This is a genomic window from Streptococcus sp. HMSC072C09, assembly GCF_001813105.1.
In the GTDB taxonomy this organism is placed as follows: domain Bacteria; phylum Bacillota; class Bacilli; order Lactobacillales; family Streptococcaceae; genus Streptococcus.
Map to the genome: position 1 here is coordinate 79,375 of NZ_KV811488.1, position 19,955 is coordinate 99,329.

General features: G+C 41.7%; 20 protein-coding genes, 1 pseudogene and 1 riboswitch. Of the genes and pseudogenes, 19 read left to right on the plus strand and 2 right to left on the minus strand.

The genetic code is table 11. The features are described from left to right. Nucleotides 1-24: 24 nt before the first annotated feature. From HMPREF2893_RS02780 to ilvD, 9 genes and pseudogenes are all read left to right on the plus strand, one after another. Nucleotides 25-773 (plus strand): annotated as a pseudogene (locus HMPREF2893_RS02780) (PoNe immunity protein domain-containing protein). A gap of 49 nt (nucleotides 774-822) precedes the next feature. Then, nucleotides 823-1,290, plus strand: a complete 468-nt coding sequence (locus HMPREF2893_RS02785) for a hypothetical protein (protein ID WP_070674087.1) — start codon at nucleotides 823-825, stop codon at nucleotides 1,288-1,290. Between the two features lie 34 nt (nucleotides 1,291-1,324). Then, nucleotides 1,325-1,846: a hypothetical protein gene (locus HMPREF2893_RS02790; protein ID WP_148131909.1), complete on the plus strand. Its 522-nt coding sequence runs from the start codon at nucleotides 1,325-1,327 to the stop codon at nucleotides 1,844-1,846. Nucleotides 1,847-1,886: 40 nt separating this feature from the next. Beyond that, a complete protein-coding gene (locus HMPREF2893_RS02795) occupies nucleotides 1,887-2,612 on the plus strand; it encodes an alpha/beta fold hydrolase (protein WP_070674091.1) in 726 nt (241 codons plus the stop codon). Nucleotides 2,613-2,794: 182 nt separating this feature from the next. After that, complete coding sequence (gene guaC, locus HMPREF2893_RS02800) at nucleotides 2,795-3,778, plus strand: GMP reductase (RefSeq protein WP_070674093.1); 984 nt, start codon at nucleotides 2,795-2,797, stop codon at nucleotides 3,776-3,778. Then, nucleotides 3,768-3,863, plus strand: a riboswitch (purine riboswitch). Its footprint overlaps the gene before it by 11 nt. Before the next feature lie 91 nt (nucleotides 3,864-3,954). After that, nucleotides 3,955-4,536, plus strand: coding sequence for a xanthine phosphoribosyltransferase (locus HMPREF2893_RS02805; protein WP_003001484.1), 582 nt, complete (start codon nucleotides 3,955-3,957; stop codon nucleotides 4,534-4,536). Continuing rightward, the gene (locus tag HMPREF2893_RS02810) at nucleotides 4,536-5,798 is read left to right on the plus strand and encodes a nucleobase:cation symporter-2 family protein (RefSeq protein ID WP_003001507.1); all 1,263 of its coding nucleotides are present in this window, start codon (nucleotides 4,536-4,538) and stop codon (nucleotides 5,796-5,798) included. The genes HMPREF2893_RS02805 and HMPREF2893_RS02810 overlap by 1 nt, the downstream gene beginning before the upstream one ends. Nucleotides 5,799-5,908: 110 nt before the next feature. Further along, the gene (locus HMPREF2893_RS02815) at nucleotides 5,909-7,252 is read left to right on the plus strand and encodes an MATE family efflux transporter (protein WP_070674096.1); all 1,344 of its coding nucleotides are present in this window, start codon (nucleotides 5,909-5,911) and stop codon (nucleotides 7,250-7,252) included. A gap of 126 nt (nucleotides 7,253-7,378) precedes the next feature. Further along, nucleotides 7,379-9,097, plus strand: a complete 1,719-nt coding sequence (gene ilvD / locus HMPREF2893_RS02820) for a dihydroxy-acid dehydratase (RefSeq protein ID WP_070674099.1) — start codon at nucleotides 7,379-7,381, stop codon at nucleotides 9,095-9,097. A 59-nt stretch (nucleotides 9,098-9,156) separates the two neighbouring features. Here ilvD and HMPREF2893_RS02825 read toward each other — a convergent pair whose 3' ends face one another. Next, entirely contained in the window at nucleotides 9,157-9,339 is a 183-nt protein-coding gene (locus HMPREF2893_RS02825) for a 4-oxalocrotonate tautomerase (protein ID WP_001117401.1), read from the minus strand. Between the two features lie 114 nt (nucleotides 9,340-9,453). Between HMPREF2893_RS02825 and HMPREF2893_RS02830 the strand changes: the two genes are divergently transcribed. The 10 genes from HMPREF2893_RS02830 to HMPREF2893_RS02875 all read left to right on the plus strand — a co-directional run bounded on the left by HMPREF2893_RS02830 (nucleotide 9,454) and on the right by HMPREF2893_RS02875 (nucleotide 18,127). Continuing rightward, nucleotides 9,454-10,038: a thymidine kinase gene (locus HMPREF2893_RS02830; RefSeq protein ID WP_070674102.1), complete on the plus strand. Its 585-nt coding sequence runs from the start codon at nucleotides 9,454-9,456 to the stop codon at nucleotides 10,036-10,038. 21 nt (nucleotides 10,039-10,059) lie between these two features. Beyond that, nucleotides 10,060-10,539, plus strand: a complete 480-nt coding sequence (locus HMPREF2893_RS02835; RefSeq protein WP_070674105.1) for a GNAT family N-acetyltransferase — start codon at nucleotides 10,060-10,062, stop codon at nucleotides 10,537-10,539. Nucleotides 10,540-10,548: 9 nt separating this feature from the next. Continuing rightward, nucleotides 10,549-11,628, plus strand: coding sequence for a peptide chain release factor 1 (gene prfA, locus HMPREF2893_RS02840; RefSeq protein ID WP_003007273.1), 1,080 nt, complete (start codon nucleotides 10,549-10,551; stop codon nucleotides 11,626-11,628). Then, complete coding sequence (gene prmC, locus HMPREF2893_RS02845; protein WP_070674108.1) at nucleotides 11,628-12,464, plus strand: peptide chain release factor N(5)-glutamine methyltransferase; 837 nt, start codon at nucleotides 11,628-11,630, stop codon at nucleotides 12,462-12,464. Before prfA ends, prmC begins: the two co-directional genes overlap by 1 nt. Further along, a complete protein-coding gene (locus tag HMPREF2893_RS02850) occupies nucleotides 12,451-13,065 on the plus strand; it encodes an L-threonylcarbamoyladenylate synthase (RefSeq protein ID WP_070674112.1) in 615 nt (204 codons plus the stop codon). Before prmC ends, HMPREF2893_RS02850 begins: the two co-directional genes overlap by 14 nt. A 35-nt stretch (nucleotides 13,066-13,100) precedes the next feature. Continuing rightward, nucleotides 13,101-14,357: a serine hydroxymethyltransferase gene (glyA, locus tag HMPREF2893_RS02855; RefSeq protein WP_070674115.1), complete on the plus strand. Its 1,257-nt coding sequence runs from the start codon at nucleotides 13,101-13,103 to the stop codon at nucleotides 14,355-14,357. 8 nt (nucleotides 14,358-14,365) lie between these two features. Next, complete coding sequence (locus tag HMPREF2893_RS02860; RefSeq protein WP_070674118.1) at nucleotides 14,366-15,340, plus strand: nucleoid-associated protein; 975 nt, start codon at nucleotides 14,366-14,368, stop codon at nucleotides 15,338-15,340. Beyond that, nucleotides 15,340-15,942: a lysozyme family protein gene (locus tag HMPREF2893_RS02865; RefSeq protein WP_003007284.1), complete on the plus strand. Its 603-nt coding sequence runs from the start codon at nucleotides 15,340-15,342 to the stop codon at nucleotides 15,940-15,942. The genes HMPREF2893_RS02860 and HMPREF2893_RS02865 overlap by 1 nt, the downstream gene beginning before the upstream one ends. 212 nt (nucleotides 15,943-16,154) lie before the next feature. After that, nucleotides 16,155-16,949, plus strand: coding sequence for an alpha/beta hydrolase (locus HMPREF2893_RS02870; RefSeq protein ID WP_398577634.1), 795 nt, complete (start codon nucleotides 16,155-16,157; stop codon nucleotides 16,947-16,949). A 167-nt stretch (nucleotides 16,950-17,116) separates the two neighbouring features. Continuing rightward, nucleotides 17,117-18,127 carry a DUF1002 domain-containing protein gene (locus HMPREF2893_RS02875; RefSeq protein ID WP_070674122.1) on the plus strand — a complete coding sequence of 337 codons (1,011 nt, stop codon included), beginning with the start codon at nucleotides 17,117-17,119 and terminating at the stop codon, nucleotides 18,125-18,127. Between the two features lie 171 nt (nucleotides 18,128-18,298). Here HMPREF2893_RS02875 and guaA read toward each other — a convergent pair whose 3' ends face one another. Beyond that, the gene (gene guaA / locus HMPREF2893_RS02880; RefSeq protein WP_070674125.1) at nucleotides 18,299-19,864 is read right to left on the minus strand and encodes a glutamine-hydrolyzing GMP synthase; all 1,566 of its coding nucleotides are present in this window, start codon (nucleotides 19,862-19,864) and stop codon (nucleotides 18,299-18,301) included. Between the last annotated feature and the right edge of the window lie 91 nt (nucleotides 19,865-19,955).

A 19,955-nucleotide genomic window follows, 5' to 3' on the forward strand; every position in this document is an offset into this window, starting at 1 on the left:
TGTATAAATTCATTGGAGAAAAATATGATTTTAAGGGATGAAATAACAACGAGCAATAGATTAGTAAAGTTAATTGATTTTGAGAAAGAACAAATAAATGAAAAACGAAAAAAGATTAAGAGTTTAATGAAGGATACGGAGGAAGGAGTTCAAAGATACAAGCTAACAAATGACAAAGTTATTGCAAATACAAAGAGAACAATTAAAGTATTAACCGAAAAAGTTTTAGTGGCTACCTATACAGCAGGTTATCCTATTGAAGATTTTAAAGAGGAATATATTAATTTTGTCAATAGCCTTCTTCCTGTTTGGCAGAGCAATTCGGGCTATCTCCAAATGGTTCCGGCGCTTTCTATTGGCATTCTGTTAGAGATTGATGAGGAAATTTTTGATCAGTTAGTAGACTTAGTCAAAAAGGATGATCCAGAGGATTATTTGTCGATTACTTGATTCAATCTCGTCATCCAGAGTGGACGATTCGGATAAACTATAATTTCCAAAGACCCTATGGCTTTACTAGGAAAATTATTGAAGAAGAGAATTCTAAACAGGCACTCAAGCTGCTTAAAGAATATGTGACCAAGAAATGGTATCCTGGACATCGGGATACTGGTTGGTATGACTTGCATAAAGATAATATTGATAATTATTATGGTTACTGGTCCTTTGAATCAGGTGCTCTCTGCAAAATTAAAGGATTGGACTACAAGGAATTAAAAGGACTTTCATATTTCCCATATGACTTGGTTGCGGAAGGTGGAACAATAAAATAAGTCTCGTGATGTATGAGTCATTAAAATTAAAAAAGAGAGTAAATAAATTATGATCGAACCAAAGTACGGTGAAAATATTGTTGTTCTTTTTAAACATGAAAATAAATATACTTGGTATGTTTCGGATTTAGAATTCTGGTATATTGATTATGAGGTGGCACGCTATTCACTTGATACTCTGTATGATGAGAGAAAACGTTATTCGAAACTGACCCATGAAACATTGCCATATTTCTTAGAAGATATGGAAGTATATAAATGTGATCGAAATGAGCTAGGAGAAGCATTTGCTAAATCATATCAGGAAGATAGATTGAACGCGGTTTATGATTTTAAACCTTCCTTGTTTATTGATATGGATGAGATGGAACTGTACTCGCAGTACGCAGAATACGTATCATTTGAAGAATATGTTTCAGAACCATGGAAAGGCCAATATAAATCATTTTGGGATAAGATTCCAGAAGAAGAAAAATTCTGGTTGGTTTGTGGCTGCGATGTATATGGTGAGGATTAATTACAATTGAAGAATAGATATAGGATAAATACTAGTGGATAAATACCAATTAATAAACAAGCCAGAAATAAATATTGTTGGAGTTATTGCGAATCATCGCTTTAACTGGTACGTTTGTTCCAATGATATGTGGACAATGGATATTGATAAATATATTCAATCCTACAAGGAAGCGGGTTGGAATCTTGATTTTTCCTATTTACCTGAGATTCAACAGAATCTTTATGTGGTTACAAAAAGCAATCTTGAGTCCTACTTAGAAATGTATAAAGATGATTGGCTGAAGGTGACCGTTGAAGAATTGATCTCAATGATCAAACGCTCCATGGAAGAGGATAACTTGAATTCAGAGATTATTCTGGAAGGAAAAGCCTTGCTTCCGGATCTTTTCATCGATTTTGATAAAGAAGAATTTTATTCAAACCATCTGGGGATGAAAAACTACGAAAGATATGTGCCAAACGGATGGAAGGTTTTTTCAGGACGTTTTGATCATTTGATCCCCAAAGAGGATCAATATTGGATTGAAGAGGCTGGAGCAAATGAAGAAAACTAGTCTTCTAAGTATATTCAAATGAAAAAGGAGGACAAAACACATGCAGTTTTATTTTATTGGTGGCCTCGGTAGCAATCGCTACCATCTGGCTCCACTTATTGAAGAGCTAGGCTTTCCTGTGACCTTTCTAGATCCCTATAGGGAAATGATTGAGACAGAAAACGATCTTCGTGATTGGTTTCAAGGTCAGATCGGCCAAGCAGAAGAGATCTGTTTATTGGGGCATTCCTTGGGTGGAGATTTGGCTCGTTATCTGGCTAGTGAGTTTCCTCAGATCCAGGCTCTGATTCTCTTGGATGGTGGCTATCTGGATATGGAAAAGATCCTGCCTCTTGAAGAAGAACTAGAAGGCACGTCGTCTTTCATGAAGCAGCAAGTCTTTGCAACTTTAGAAGAAGCCGTGTTAGCAGAACTTGGTGATGGAGCAGATCCTACTCCTATAGCACGAAAAGCGGTAGAGGCTAGCTATCGTTGGAATCCAGCGAGTGAACAATATGAATTAAATCTGGATCTCGAAAAGGTCATGGCTTTATTGCGTCTACGGCGTCAGATCAAGACTTACCAGATTCCACTGGTAGACCTGCCTGTCCTCTTTATCGGGCCTCGATACCAAGAAGAACCTGAATGGAGAAAAGATGCTCTGAAGCAACTAGATCCCCAGATCAAGCAAGTCTTGCTAGAAGGTTTGGGGCACGAACTGTATACAGAGGCGCCTGAAATTGTAGCTAGAGAAATCAACAATTGGCTCCAAAATGTTCATAAATAAAACCTGTTTCTCTGTTTGAAACAGGTTTTTGTCTTATAATTTCCGAACGTTATTTCCTATAAAATCATTCCCATTGCATTAGGTCCGTATCTTTGGTATAATCTATCAAGGAAACGTCAAGAGACGTAGCGATGCGCTTGCGCATAGGTAGGTCAGTTTTTAGAAAAGAGATTTTTCAATTTATGTTAAATGAATTTCCTATTTTCGACTATGAAGATATTCAGTTGATTCCCAACAAATGTATCATCAATAGCCGCTCAGAAGCAGATACAACCGTTCAATTTGGAAAGCATACCTTCAAGCTTCCAGTTGTTCCAGCCAATATGCAGACGATTTTAGATGAGAATGTAGCAGAGCAGTTGGCGCGTGGTGGTTACTTCTACATCATGCACCGTTTTGATGAAGCGGGACGGATTCCTTTTGTCAAACGCATGCATGAGCAAGGTTTGATCGCTTCCATTTCAGTCGGTGTTAAGGAATACGAATACGACTTTGTAAGTCAATTAAAGGCAGATGTTCCTGAGTATATCACTATTGATATCGCACACGGTCATGCGGATAGTGTCATTCGGATGATTCAACACATCAAGAAAGAATTACCAGATACCTTTGTCATTGCTGGAAATGTTGGAACACCTGAAGCTGTTCGTGAATTGGAAAATGCGGGAGCTGATGCGACTAAGGTCGGAATCGGCCCTGGTAAGGTTTGTATCACCAAAGTGAAGACTGGATTTGGTACAGGTGGTTGGCAATTGGCTGCTCTTCGCTGGTGCTCAAAAGCAGCGCGTAAGCCAATCATTGCGGACGGTGGTATTCGGACCCATGGCGATATTGCCAAATCGATTCGTTTTGGGGCGTCTATGGTCATGATCGGTTCTCTTTTTGCAGGACATATTGAAAGTCCTGGTAAAACAGTAGAGATTGATGGAGAGTCTTTCAAAGAGTACTATGGATCTGCTTCAGAGTACCAAAAAGGTGCATATAAGAACGTCGAAGGTAAGAAGATTTTATTGCCTGCCAAGGGTCATTTGCAAGATACCTTGACAGAAATGGAACAAGATTTGCAAAGTTCGATCTCTTATGCAGGAGGCCGGAAATTAGCAGATTTGAAACATGTTGACTATGTGATCGTTAAGAATTCTATCTGGAATGGCGATGCACACTAATTGAATTACTTATTTATTTCACGAATGGGCGTGATGTTTCTACAAGGTGCCGGAACACCTAACAATAAGTAAGTCGGGATTATTTCTCTTTCTAGAGAGATTTCAAGGCTTGCTTAGCAGGCCTTTTTGTGTTTTGTGAATGAAGTAGAGGATTTTTTAAAAAAGTAGGAGGAAGTATGAAATTACTTGAAGAGCGCATCTTAAAAGATGGCAATGTTTTGGGTGAGAATATCCTCAAGGTGGATTCCTTTTTGACCCACCAAGTGGATTTCAAATTGATGAAAGAAATTGGTCAGACCTTTGCGGACCGGTTCAAAGATGCTGGTGTGACGAAAGTCGTGACCATTGAAGCATCTGGAATCGCACCGGCCCTTTATGTAGCCGAAGCCTTGGATGTTCCCATGATCTTTGCTAAGAAGGCGAAAAACATCACGATGAATGAGGGTATCTTGACGGCTGAGGTTTATTCCTTTACCAAGCAAGTCACCAGCACCGTTTCGATTGCGGGTAAATTCTTGGATCCATCAGATAAGGTTTTGATCATTGACGATTTCCTTGCAAATGGTCAAGCAGCCAAAGGATTGATTCAAATCATCGAACAAGCCGGGGCTCAAGTCGAAGCGATTGGGATCGTGATTGAAAAATCCTTCCAAGATGGACGGGGATTGTTAGAAGAGTTGGGATATCCAGTTGTATCCCTCGCACGTTTGGACCGTTTTGAAAATGGTCAGGTTGTATTCAAGGAGGCAGACATCTAATGCAAAAACAAGAAAGCCATTCACAGGCGGCCATTCTAGGCTTGCAACACCTTTTGGCCATGTATTCGGGATCTATTTTGGTGCCGATCATGATCGCAGGAGCTTTGGGCTATAATGCTCATCAACTAACCTACCTCATCTCTACAGATATCTTCATGTGTGGGGTTGCGACTTTCCTTCAAGTGCAGCTCAATAAATACTTTGGGATCGGTCTTCCGGTAGTCCTTGGGGTTGCCTTCCAGTCTGTGGCACCTCTCAGCATGATCGGGGCTAGCCATGGTAGTGGTGCCATGTTTGGTGCCTTGATTGTCTCAGGGATTTATGTCATCCTTGTCTCTGGTTTCTTCTCTAAGATTGCCAATCTCTTCCCATCTATTGTAACGGGATCCGTTATTACCACCATTGGTTTGACTTTGATTCCAGTAGCGATTGGAAATATGGGAAATAATGCGCCAAAACCAACCGTTCAAAGCTTGATTTTGGCTGTGGTGACCATTCTCATCATTTTAGTCGTTAATATCTATACGACTGGTTTTATTAAATCCATTTCAATTTTGATTGGTTTGATCGTAGGTACTGCCATTGCGGCTTCTATGGGCTTGGTAGACTTCACACCTGTGACGCAAGCACCAGTCGTTCACGTTCCAACACCTTTCTTCTTTGGAGCTCCTAAGTTTGAAATCACCTCCATCTTAATGATGTGTATCATCGCAACAGTTTCTATGGTGGAATCAACAGGTGTCTATCTCGCTCTTTCTGATATTACCAAAGATCCAATTAATAGCACGCGCCTTCGCAATGGGTACCGCGCTGAAGGGTTGGCCGTTCTCCTCGGTGGTATCTTCAACACCTTCCCTTACACTGGATTCTCACAAAACGTTGGCTTGGTGAAATTATCTGGTATCAAGACTCGTCTTCCAATCTACTATGCGGCTGGTTTCCTTGTACTTCTAGGTCTCCTTCCTAAGTTTGGAGCTTTGGCACAAATCATTCCAAGTCCAGTTCTTGGGGGAGCGATGCTAGTCATGTTTGGTTTTGTATCGATTCAAGGGATGCAGATTCTTGCGCGTGTTGATTTTGAACACAATGAGCACAATTTCTTGATCGCTGCTGTATCGATTGCTGCAGGGGTTGGTTTGAACAACAGCACCCTCTTCAATGGCCTTCCAACAGGATTCCAAATGTTCTTTGCGAACGGAATTGTCGTTGCCAGTGTCTTGGCGATCGTTCTCAATGCTATTTTAAACCGCAACAAAAACTAATCTCACATGAACCGGAGGTCCTTGGATCTTCGGTTTTTTTGACTTTTAAAGAAACATATAGTAGAGTGGAAGAGGAGAAAATCTTATTTGATGAGAAGAGAGTTAGAATCATGTATGTAACCTATCACTTTAAAGAGCGCTTGCGCTTGTTTTTGAGTCTATTTTTGCCGATTTTAATCTACCAATTAGCCAATTATTCAGCCAGCTTTGTCGATACAGCCATGACTGGTCAGTACCGGACCCTTGATTTGGCTGGTGTTTCTACAGCTACCAGTCTGTGGAATCCATTTTTTACTTTCCTGACAGGGATTGTCTCTGCGCTGACGCCGATTGTTGGGCATCATTTAGGCAAGGGAAATAAAGAACGGATTGCTGGCGATTTTTACCAATTCCTCTATCTGTCATTTGGTATGGCCATTCTCTTAATAGGCTTTGTTTGGGGGATTGCGCCCATGATTCTCAGGCAGATCGGTTTAGAAAATGTTGTTGCCCAAATAGCCATTCGCTATTTATATTTCCTTTCTCTAGGAATCTTACCTTTGTTGCTCTTTAGTATCGTGCGGACCTTCCTCGATACTTTGGGAATGACGCGTCTATCCATGTACTTGATGCTCTTGCTCTTGCCTTTGAATGCTTGTTTTAACTATATCCTGATCTATGGGGCATTTGGTTTTCCTGAGATGGGAGGAGCAGGAGCAGGACTTGGAACCTCTCTGGCCTACTGGGTCTTGCTGGTTATTGCGGTTTTGATCTTGTGCAAGCATCCTAAGGTAGCACCTTTCCAATTATGGAAGCCGCAGCCTTATGATTTTAAAGGGATGAAAGAAGTATTGCGACTTGGGCTTCCAATCGGTGGAATTGTCTTTGCAGAAGTCATCATCTTCTCGCTCGTTGGTCTGTTAATGGCAAAATTCCCATCACTTACCATTGCGAGTCACCAATCAGCCATGAATTTTTCAACCCTGATGTATGCTTTCCCGGTTAGTATCTCCAGTACCATGGCGATTATCGTATCTTACGAACTGGGAGCAGGAAGACCAGAAGTGGTCAAACAATATTGCCGTTTGGGACGGCTGACAGCCTTTGGCTTTGCCATTGTCACCCTCGTCTTTCTCTATACATTCCGCTTCCAACTAGCAGGGCTATATGGCAAGGATCCAGTCTTTGTGCAGCAAACAGCGATTTTCATGACTTATAGCCTCTTTTTCCAAGTGGCTGATACTTTTGCAGCACCCCTACAAGGGATTTTGCGGGGTTATAAGGATACAACGGTTCCATTCTTATTAGGCGTTTTTAGTTATTGGTGTATCTCTATCCCACTAGGGATTTTCCTTGATCATGTGACCAACTTGGGTCCCTATGCTTATTGGATCGGCCTTATTTCTAGCCTTGTCGTGAGTGGAATTTGTTACCAGCTTCGGCTTTGGCAGATCGAAAAAAAGCAGGCAAACTAAAATGAAGTCTGGGAAACCAGGCTTTTTATGTGCCGTGAATATTATAAATTTTCTGAAAGTTCTTGACAATTGAGTTCAAAGTGGTAAGATTAGGAGGTAGAAATGAAGAACTAGAAGGAGAACAAGATGAGAAGTGATATGATCAAAATGGGGATCGACCGAGCACCAGCGCGTGGTCTCCTCTATGCAACAGGGCAAGTAAAATCAGCAAAAGATATGCAAAAGCCCTTTATTGCAATTTGTAACTCCTATATTGATATCGTTCCAGGGCATGTTCACTTGCGTGAATTAGCAGATATTGCCAAGGAAGCTATTCGCGAGGCCGGTGGGATTCCTTTTGAATTTAATACCATCGGTGTTGATGACGGAATCGCTATGGGCCATATCGGGATGCGTTATAGTTTGCCATCTCGCGAGTTGATCGCTGATACTGCTGAAACGGTCATCAATGCCCACTGGTTTGACGGTGTTTTCTATATTCCCAACTGTGACAAGATTACACCAGGAATGATTTTGGCAGCTATGCGGACCAATGTGCCTGCCGTATTTTGTTCTGGTGGCCCTATGAAGGGTGGCGTTGACATGACGGGGCATCAGGCGACTCTCTCAAGTTTGTTTGAAGCTGTAGGTACTTATCAAGCTGGTGATATGAGCATGGATGAGCTGGATTTCTTGGAAAAAAATGCTTGCCCAACTTGTGGCTCTTGCTCTGGTATGTTTACTGCCAACTCCATGAACTGTTTGATGGAAGTATTAGGCCTTGCTCTTCCAGGTAATGGTACCATCCTAGCTGTTTCGGATGAACGCCGCGAATTGGTTCGCCAAGCGGCCAAACAATTGGTTGAGAATATTAAAAAGGATATCCGTCCACGGGATATTGTGACCAAAGAAGCTATCGATGATGCCTTTGCGCTTGATATGGCCATGGGTGGTTCAACCAATACTGTTCTCCACACGCTTGCGATTGCGCGAGAGGCAGGGATTGACTATGATCTCAAAGATATCAACGAAATTGCCAAGAAGACACCTTATCTCTCTAAAATTGCACCTTCAAGTGTTTACACTATGCATGATGTGCACGAAGCTGGTGGTGTTCCAGCCATTATCAATCAGTTGATCAAAAAAGGTGCTATTAAGGGTGATCGTATTACAGTTACTGGTAAAACCTTGAAAGAAAACGTAGCTGGTGCGGAAATCAAAAATGAAGAAATTATCCATCCAATTGAGTATCCTATCTCACCAGTTGGTGGTTTGTCTATCCTTTACGGAAATATTGCTCAAGATGGAGCGGTTATCAAGGTCGGTGGTGTCGATCCATCTGTGACCACTTTCCGCGGTAAGGCTATTTGTTGCGATTCACAAGATCAAGCACTTGAGTTGATTGACAATGGAACAGTCAAGAAGGGACATGTCGTTGTCATTCGTTACGAAGGTCCGCAAGGTGGTCCTGGTATGCCAGAGATGCTTGCGCCAACTTCTAAGATTGTCGGACGCGGTCTTGGTAAGGATGTGGCTCTCATTACGGATGGTCGTTTCTCAGGAGCTACTCGTGGGATTGCGATTGGTCACGTTTCTCCAGAAGCAGCAGAAGGTGGTAATATCGCCTTAATCGAAGATGGGGATGAAATCGTGATTGATCTTCCAAATCGTACCCTTGATTTGCTTGTCGATGATGTAACGCTTGAAGAACGCCGTAAACACTTGAAACCTTTCAAATCTAAGATTTCAAGTGGATGGTTGCGCCGCTATACAGCCTTTGCTAAATCAGCTAATGTCGGCGGAACCTTGATGAGTGACGAAGAATTCGAAGAACGTAAAGCAGAACGTCAAGCACAAGAAAAATAAGAAAAAACCTTTCCTGCTATGTGTTATCACAAGCAAGAAAGGTTTTTTTAGTGGAAATATTATTTGGTGCGCATTTCACCTTGAGGGAAGTAGGTTCCTTCAGGCATATCATTAATGATAACGTGAACAGCTGACTGAGGAGCGCCAGTATTGCGGACAACAGCCTCCGTTACTTCTTTAGCGAGGGCTTTCTTTTGTTCCAAAGTGCGTCCTTCAAATAGATCAATTCGTACAAATGGCATATGGCCACCTCCTAAATTTTTTATAGGACTATTTTATCACATTTTGGGATACAAAGGTCAGCAAAATTATGGTAAAATGATAATGAAACACATTTTAGAGAGAACAGAAGGAAAATGGCACAATTATATTATAAATATGGGACCATGAACTCTGGTAAAACCATTGAGATTTTGAAGGTGGCCCATAATTATGAAGAGCAAGGCAAGAGCGTCGTCATCATGACCTCAGCAATCGATACGCGTGATGGATTTGGAGTTGTTTCTAGCCGGATCGGTATGAAACGGGAAGCCGTTGCGATCGAAGACGAAACCGATATCTTTGGCTTTATTAAAAACCAAGCAATCAAACCTTATTGTGTCTTAATCGATGAAGCTCAGTTTTTGAAACGCCACCATGTCTATGATCTGGCAAGAGTCGTTGATGAACTGGATGTGCCAGTGATGGCTTTTGGTCTCAAAAATGATTTTCGAAATGAACTCTTTGAAGGTTCCAAACACCTCCTCTTGTTAGCCGACAAGATCGAGGAGATCAAAACCATCTGCCAATACTGTTCTCGCAAGGCGACCATGGTTTTGCGTACCCAAGCAGGTAAACCTGTCTATGATGGAGAGCAGATCCAGATCGGTGGACACGAGACCTATATCTCCGTTTGCCGCAAACATTATTTTAATCCAGACATACCAACTGAAAGCGTCTAGAACGTTTTAGAGAGGATAATAATGTCTATTTGTTTAAAAGATGTTACAATAGAGAATTATTTTGACGTTTTAAATCTAGAAGTTCATCCAAACCAAAGGAATTTTATTGCATCCAATTCCATTAGTTTAGCTGAAGCCTATGTATATGATAAAAATGGTGATTTTATAGCTCCCTTAGCAGTTTATGATAAGGTAGTATTGGTTGGTTTTGTTATGATTGCCTATGACCAGAAAATTGGGATCAGCAAGGGGAACTACTTGTTATTTCGTTTTATGATCGATAAACGATTTCAAGGTTTAGGCTATTTTAAACCGACTATGGATGCGGTCATTGACTTTGTTCGAACAGAGCCAGCTGGAAAAGCAACAAGTCTTTGGTTATCTTATGAACCGGAAAATAATCAAGCGAGATCTTGCTATCTCCATTATGGATTTAAAGAAACTGGCGAAGTCATAGAAAACGAAATTGTAGCAATCTATGATCTAACAACCAAGAATTAAGGAGCAAACATGAATATCTATGATCAACTACAAGCTGTAGAAGACCGATACGAAGAGTTAGGAGAATTATTGAGTGACCCCGATGTGGTCTCTGATACCAAACGCTTTATGGAGCTTTCAAAAGAAGAGGCTTCCACTCGTGATACGGTGACAGCATACCGTGAGTACAAACAAGTCCTTCAAAACATTGTCGACGCTGAGGAAATGATTAAGGAAGCAGGCGGCGATGCGGACTTGGAAGAAATGGCCAAGCAAGAGCTAAAAGATGCTAAGGCTGAAAAAGAAGAGTACGAAGAAAAACTGAAGATCTTACTTCTTCCAAAAGATCCAAACGATGACAAGAACATTATCTTGGAAATCCGTGGAGCAGCTGGAGGAGACGAAGCCCAATTGTTTGCTGGCGACCTCTTGCAGATGTACCAAAAATATGCGGAAAGCCAAGGCTGGCGCTTTGAAGTCATGGAAGCCTCTTACAATGGCGTTGGCGGGATCAAAGAAGTAGTGGCCATGGTTTCTGGTCAATCGGTCTACTCGAAACTCAAGTATGAATCTGGTGCCCACCGGGTACAACGGGTCCCTGTGACGGAAAGCCAAGGTCGTGTCCATACCTCTACAGCAACCGTTCTGGTCATGCCAGAAATTGAAGAAGTTGAGTACGACATTGATCCAAAAGACCTTCGGATTGATATCTACCACGCATCTGGTGCGGGTGGACAAAACGTCAACAAGGTTGCAACAGCCGTTCGTATCGTCCACTTGCCAACCAATATCAAGGTAGAGATGCAGGAAGAACGGACCCAACAGAAGAACCGTGAAAAAGCCATGAAGATCATCCGTGCGCGTGTGGCTGACCACTTCGCTCAGATTGCCCAAGACGAGCAAGACGCAGAGCGGAAGTCAACTATCGGTACTGGTGACCGTTCAGAGCGGATCCGGACTTATAACTTCCCTCAAAACCGTGTGACTGATCACCGGATTGGTTTGACCCTTCAAAAACTGGATACTATCTTATCTGGTAAATTAGATGAAGTGGTCGATGCTTTGGTCTTGTATGATCAAACACAAAAACTAGAAGAGTTGAACAAATAATGTTGTTGGGATCATTATTAGCCCAGTATGAAGAAGAATTAATAGCCGTTGGAGAGGAAGCAGAAAGCCTCTCCTTCGCGTATCGAGCTTTAAAAAACTGGACCTTTACAGACTTTGTCCTTGCCTTGCAAAAAGAAGTGGAAGTAGAGGATCAGGCCTTGCTTCTATCCATCTTTGAGCAGTTGAAACATCACATCCCTGCCCAATATATTATTGGGAGCGCAGAATTTTGTGGCCATGTTTTTACAGTTGATAAGCGCGTGCTGATTCCACGCCCAGAGACTGAGGAGTTGGTGACTCTCATACTTGAGGAAAACGATGGAGAAGCCTTACGAGTTCTGGATATCGGAACAGGAAGTGGTGCCATTGCCATTAGCTTAGCCCTCGCTAGACCTAACTGGCAGGTTCAAGCTACTGATGTGTCAGAAATGGCTTTGGAGCTTGCTCAAGAAAATGCTCAACAATTAGAAGCAGTCCTTTCCTTTAAATCTTCAGATGTATTGGATGCTCTAAAAGGTCCTTACGACTTGATTGTTTCCAATCCACCCTATATCTCACGGGACGATGTAGAAGAAGTTGGAGCTAACGTTTTAGCATCTGAACCCCACTTAGCTCTCTTTGCGGATCGTGATGGATATGCCATCTACGAAAAGATTGCCCAGCAAGCACCAAGTGTTTTAATACCAGATGGAAAGATCTATCTAGAAATCGGCTATAAACAAGGAGAAAAAGTAAAGGAGCTCTTTCAAGAAGCTTTTCCCAACAAACGAGTTCGCGTTCTGAAAGACCAATTTGGACAGGATAGAATGGTGGTGGTGGACAATGGATCTATTTGAGAAAGAATTAGAAGCTGGCCGGGCAGTCATTCTACCAACTGAAACCGTCTATGGTATTTTTGCCAAAGCTTTGGATCAAGAGGCAGTTGATTATATTTACGAATTAAAACGTAGACCGAGAGAGAAAGCTCTAAACTTGAATGTAGCTGACGAAGAAGATGTTCGAATTTATTCGAAAAATCAACCTAGCTATTTAACAAAACTGATTGAATCATTTTTACCTGGGCCTTTAACTATTATTCTTCAGGCTAATGAAAAGGTGCCAGAATGGATTCATTCAGGGATGTCTACGGTTGGCTTTCGGATGCCAGCCCATCCAAAGACCTTGGAATTAATTCGTAAATATGGTCCTTTAGTTGGTCCTTCTGCAAATCTATCTGGACATGCTAGCGGAACAAAGTATGAAGCTATTGTAAAAGAATTTGATCAGGTAATTCCTGGCTTTGAGGACGATGCTTTCCTTACTGGGCAAGATTCGACTATCCTAGATATTTCTGGTTCCAAAGCGAGGATTTTACGACAAGGTTCGATTACGAAAGCTGACTTGCTTGCACAAGTGCCCGAGCTTTCTTTTGAGGAAGATGACCTTCCTCTGTCATAATGTATATAAAAAATTATTTAATAAGGAGTAGACCTATGATTTTTGATAAAGAAGATTACAAAGCCTATGATGCAGACCTATGGAATGCTATTTCCAAAGAAGAGGAACGCCAACAAAACAATATCGAGTTGATTGCTTCTGAAAATGTCGTCTCTAAGGCGGTTATGGCAGCGCAAGGGTCTATTCTGACCAATAAATATGCAGAAGGTTATCCAGGTCGCCGTTACTACGGTGGGACTGATGTCGTAGATGTCGTCGAAAGCCTGGCCATCGAACGCGCTAAGGAAATTTTTGGGGCTAAGTTTGCCAATGTTCAACCCCACTCAGGTAGTCAGGCCAACTGTGCTGCCTATATGGCCTTGATTGAACCTGGTGACACTGTCATGGGGATGGATCTAGCTGCCGGTGGGCATTTGACGCACGGAGCTTCTGTGAGCTTCTCTGGTCAAACTTATAACTTTGTGTCCTATAGTGTAGATCCGGAAACAGAACTCTTGGATTTTGACGCCATCTTAAAACAAGCCCAAGAAGTCAAACCAAAACTCATTGTTGCTGGTGCCTCAGCCTACTCTCACATTATTGATTTCTCAAAATTCCGTGAAGTTGCAGATGCAGTAGGAGCTAAGCTCATGGTTGATATGGCCCATATTGCTGGTCTAGTTGCAGCAGGTCTTCACCCGAGTCCAGTTCCTTATGCCCATATCACGACAACAACCACTCACAAGACCCTTCGTGGTCCTCGTGGTGGCTTGATCTTGACTAATGACGAGGAGTTAGCTAAGAAAATTAACTCTGCCATCTTCCCTGGTATTCAAGGAGGACCACTAGAGCATGTTGTTGCAGCTAAAGCCGTTGCTTTCAAAGAAGCGTTGGATCCTGCCTTTAAAGAGTATGCAGCTAACGTGATTAAGAACAGTCAGGCTATGGCTGATGTCTTCTTGCAAGATCCTGATTTCCGTGTCATTTCAGGCGGAACTGAGAACCACCTTTTCCTTGTCGATGTGACTAAAGTCGTTGAAAATGGGAAAGTGGCGCAAAACTTACTGGACGAGGTCAACATTACCCTCAACAAGAACTCTATTCCTTATGAAACCTTGTCTCCATTTAAGACCAGTGGGATTCGGATTGGTGCAGCAGCCATCACTGCTCGCGGTTTTGGTGAAAAAGAAAGTCGCACCGTTGCTGAACTCATGATCAAAGCGCTGAAGAATGCAGATAAAGAAGCAGTATTAGAAGAGGTGCGTGCTCAAGTCAAAGCCTTGACAGATGCCTTCCCACTTTACGAGGACTAAATCATCTTATGGATATTTACGTAAAGAAAGCCATCATTCATCAATTCATCCCAGATGATACCGATCTCTATCTGGCAGATAAATTCCTCAATATCACGCCTAAAATTGAGGAATACTTGCGCAAGAAGATTGAGCGAGTTTATTCCGATGAAGCCAGGACCGGTATTTTCGAAGAGGACAATCCTTTTCTTGAGATGATTTCAGATGATCTGTTAGAAACATCTGTCGCAGTAGCGAATCGTTGGAAGGAAGAATTTGTCGTCTCTGAGAATCAAAAGACCAACGATTTGGTGTTCATTCAATTCTCAAAAGAAGGGGTAGACCATTTTGCCTTTCTTCGGATTGCCTTACGGGAAACACTGACCCATCTTGGCGATGAAGTGGACAATCCGATCAAGCTGACGCAAAATAATCTACCTGGTTTTGGCACTGGTGCTGATGAGGCCTTGGTCATCAATCTTCAAAGCCGCAAATACCACTTGATTGAAAAACGGATCAAGTACAACGGGACGTTCTTGAACTATTTTTCTGAGAATCTGTTGCAGGCGCAACCCAAGATCTCTCCTAAAAAATCGATCAAGGCACTAGAAAAAACAGCCCAGAAGATTGCGGAAAGCTTCAACACAGATGATTTTCAATTTCAATCAAAGGTTAAATCAGCTATTTTTAACCATATTGAGGAAGAAAATAAACTCTCTCCTGAGAAATTAGCGAATGATCTCTTCGATGATAATCTGACAGCTCGCCTCAGTTTTATTGACCAAGTCAAAGAAGCTGTACCAGAGCCTGTCACTTTTGAAGAGATTGATGCAAGTCGCCAGTTGAAGAAGTTCGAAAATCAGAAATTGTCATTGTCAAATGGAATTGAACTGATCGTTCCGAATAATGTCTATGAAGATGCAGAATCTGTTGAATTTATTCTAAACGAGAATGGGACCTATTCTATTTTGATCAAAAATATTGAGGATATACAGAGTAAATAATGATTAAACGTATAGTGAAGATCTTCTTATTCATCTTACTAATATTTGGAATCTACAAGGGAATTCAGATCCATCATGACGTCAAACAAGTCATGCAGTACCGCTCCCTGGTTAGAGAAGTCCTTGCTGAGGAGGACACCACGGCCAATGAAAACCTCATTCTTGCTATGATCTATACGGAGACCAAAGGTCGAGAAGACGATGTCATGCAGGCGAGTGAGAGTGCAAGTGGTGAGACCAATACTATTAGTGATAATAAGGCCAGTATTCGCCAAGGAATTCAAACTCTTTCAGATGAGTTAAAAGAAGCCAAGAAAAAAGGCGTTGATAGCTGGACTGCGGTTCAAGCCTATAATTTTGGGAAAGACTACATCGATTACGTCGCAAAACACGGTGGAACCAATTCCCTAGAGTTGGCCCGCGCTTATTCACGGGATGTAGTAGCGCCAAGTCTTGGCAATGTAACCGGTGAAACTTATCTTTACCTCCACCCTATCTCTCTTTTAAACGGGATGGAACTCTACATTAATGGGGGTAACATTTATTATTCCCGTTTAGTAGAAACCAATATGACGATTATGAAGTTATTTTCATGGTTTTAATCAATCAATTCAGAGGTCGGACAAGTAGTCTGGCCTCTTATCTATCTCCTTAATTGTTCGATCTTTTGTGTATTTTGGCTCTTTCATTCTCAATATTTTGAAATCATTGAATAGCTATGATAAAATACTAGTTAGTTTTAAATTATCTTGAGGAGTTCCTATTGAACAAAAAATCATTCTACGGGCTGCTTTTGGGGTTGATTCTCCTATGTATCTCATTTTTTGGGAAGTATCAACAAAAAACGCATCTGGACCACACGAATTACCTACAAAGTAGTCGTCCTACCTTATTTTTTCATGGTTATGGATCGAGTGCCAATGCAGAAAAACATATGACAGATGCGGCAAAAAAAGCAGGGGTGACACAAACCGTCATCACTGCAAACGTGGCTGAAGATGGGCAGGTAAGGCTGACAGGGACCATTCCAAAAGGTGCAGTCAATCCAATTATCAAAGTGGAATACCAAAACAATCGCACGCCCGATCCAAAAGTCATCAGCAATTATGCCTATCAGGTAGTCAAAAAGCTTCAAGACACCTATCATTTCAAAGAAATGAACCTTGTCGCTCATTCTATGGGAAATATGTCTGTCTTATATTATCTTCTAGAACATGGAAGTGATGAGAATTTACCAAAAATTATCAAGCAGGTCGCCATTGCAAACCATGTTGCTGGACTCGAAGGGATGAACCTACCCCAGGGGTTGACTCTAGATACGCAAACTGGTAAACCCTCCGCAATGAATGAGCAGTACCAGCATCTTTTAGCTCTTCGGGAAGTCTATCCTGAAAATCAAATCGATGTGCTTAATATCTATGGTGATATCGGTGGAGAGACGGATGGATCGGTTCTCAATGTTTCTTCGAAAGCCCTTCGCTACCTAGTAGTAGAGCGCGCAAAAAGCTACCGTGAAGAAAAGATTGATGGTAAAGGTGCCCAGCATAGCCAACTTCATGAAAATCCAATAGTAGATAAGCTGTTGATCCAGTTTCTTTGGGGAAAATAAAAATGTCATGCATTCTTAAAAAAACTGTAAGCTAGTTTTAAGAAATCAACTGTATAATGAAAATTGAAGTGGGTAAACTCTTTATTTACTTCTTTTTTCATCTCTAGTGAGGTGAGAAAGGTAATAAGAGATGCCCGGAGTTGATTTGAGTTAGAAAGAAGAAAAAGATGAAATTAAAGAAGATTGCATTGTTTGTAACGACGACTTTAGCCTTATTTACAGCTGTCCCTCGGGTTTCTGCAGATAGCAATGTGCAGAAAGTCATTGACGAAACCTATGTCAAACCAGACTATGTTTTGGGCTATTCACTAGACCAAAGTCAAATCGAACAAACTTTGAGTCTCTTGAACTACGATAGTTCGAAAGATAAAGAAGAGTGGAAGACCATGACACAAGAGGTTTATTCTTCGATTATGAACGTTGCCAACGATGATAGTTTGGAACTTTATTCCTCTGTTAAAATTCAAAAATTGGGCAAAAATAAGCCACTAGAAGTGAATATCGTGACACCTCAAAACATCACCAAGGTCACTGCAGATATGTATCGTAATGCAGCCGTTACACTTGGATTGCAGCATGCTCAAATTACAGTAGCTTCTCCTATACAGGTGACTGGTGAAAGTGCCTTGGCTGGTATTTATTACTCGCTTGAGAAAAATGGTGCCAAGGTTTCTCAAGAAAGCAAAGATCTGGCCCAAGAAGAGTTAAAAACTCTATCCGGGATCAATGAAGAAAACGCTGGTAAGAAAAACTTCGATGCTGATAAGTTAAACGTAGCATTGACCGACATTAAAACAGCAGTAGCCAATGCCAAACAGAATAATCAGGATTTAAGCAAGGATGATATTCGAAAGATCGTCGAAGAAACCCTGAAAAATTATAAGTTAGATACAACTGTGACGGGTAACCAAGTCAATTTGATCGTAAATTTCGCAGTCAACCTTTCAAAGAGTAGCGTCATTAGCAGCAAAAGCTTTACGAAGACCTTGTCGGATCTGAAAGATAGTATCGTAGACAAGGCAGGCGATACCTTTAATAATATCAATCTCAATTTTGATACAAATGCTATTCTAAAAGACAGTGGAAACTTCTTTACAAATGCGTGGAATGCCATTGCCGGATTCTTCGGAGCCATCTGGAATGCCATCGTCAAATTTTTTAGTGGATTAGTTGGATAAAAATAGTACGAAAGCACTCCTGACAAGAAGTCAGAGTGCTTTTTGTGTGATTTCCTATTTTTATACTTAATTAGATATTTTATGTTAGGCTCGTGAATCAAGGTCCCCCGGACCTTTAACTCGCTCTGTTATTTCTAAGCTCGTAAAAAAAAGGTCCCCCGGACCTTTTTTTTATTCCCACTCTACAGTTGCAGGTGGTTTACTTGTGATATCATAGACGATGCGGTTAACGTGGTCAACTTCGTTTACGATACGGACTGAGATTTTTTGGAGAACTTCCCAAGGAATTTTAGCGAAGTCAGCTGTCATTCCATCGATAGAAGTGATAGCGCGGATAGCGATAGTGTAGTCGTAAGTACGGCCGTCTCCCATAACACCTACTGAACGAACGCCAGTGTTAACAGTGAAGTATTGCCAGATATCGCGGTCAAGACCAGCTTTAGCGATTTCTTCACGAAGGATAGCATCTGACTCACGAACAGTTTCGAGTTTTTCTTCAGTGATTTCCCCCATAACACGGATCGCAAGACCAGGTCCTGGGAATGGTTGGCGCCATACGATGTGGTCTGGCATGCCAAGCTCAGTACCAAGCGCACGAACTTCATCTTTATAAAGAGTGTTCAGTGGCTCGACCAGTTCAAATTGCATATCTTCTGGAAGTCCACCCACATTGTGGTGAGACTTGATGGTTTGAGCAGTATCCGTACCAGACTCGATCACGTCAGTGTAGAGAGTTCCTTGCGCCAAGAATTTCACATCTTTGAGTTTGCTTGCTTCGTCATCAAAGACATAAACAAACTCGTTCCCGATGATCTTCCGTTTTTGTTCTGGATCAGATACGCCAGCCAATTTGTCTAAGAAACGTTTGGCAGCATCTGCTTTGACGATGTTCAAACCAAACTTGCCACCAAGCATTTCCATCACTTGATCGGCTTCGCCTTTACGAAGAAGACCGTGGTCTACAAAGATACAGATCAATTGATCGCCGATAGCTTTTTGAAGGAGAACCCCAACAACAGAAGAGTCAACACCACCTGAAAGACCAAGAAGGACACGTTTGTCTCCGACGGTTTCACGGATTTTTTTGATCTGCATGTCAATGAAGTTGTCCATGGTCCAGTCACCTTTAGCCCCACAGATGTTCAAGGCAAAGTTACGCAAGATGTCATAACCGTGAACAGAGTGACGAACCTCAGGGTGGAATTGGATTCCATAGATTTTCTTGTCTGGATCTTCAATGGATGCAAATGGACAGTCAGCAGAAGTACCAGTGCGGATAAAGTCAGCCGGAATTTCTGTAACAGCATCTCCATGACTCATCAAGACCAATTGTTTGTCTGGTGTGCCGGCAAAAAGAGCAGAAGACTCTGTCAAAGTCAATTCAGATTGACCATATTCGCGGTTACCAGCATCACCTGCAGGAACGACCTTCCCGCCCAATTTATGGGTCAATAATTGCATCCCGTAACAGATTCCAAGGATTGGAATACCGAGTTCGAAAATTTCAGGATCGATATCAAAAGAACCTTCCTCGTATACAGAGTTTGGTCCGCCTGAAAGAACGATCCCAACTGGATTGATTGCACGAACTTCATCAGCAGAAATCTTGTGGCTCTTCAACTCTGAGAAGACACCAATTTCACGAATCCGACGTGAAATAAGCTGATTGTATTGGCTGCCGTAGTCAAGCACAATGATTTTTTCAACATCATGCAAATCAGTTGATAGGTTTGTCATCTTATCCCCTTCTTAAAGAAATTTACTTTCCTCTATTCTAACACAAAAGCCTTGTCTTTACCAATCTCTGATTGAAGAATTAGGAATTTTA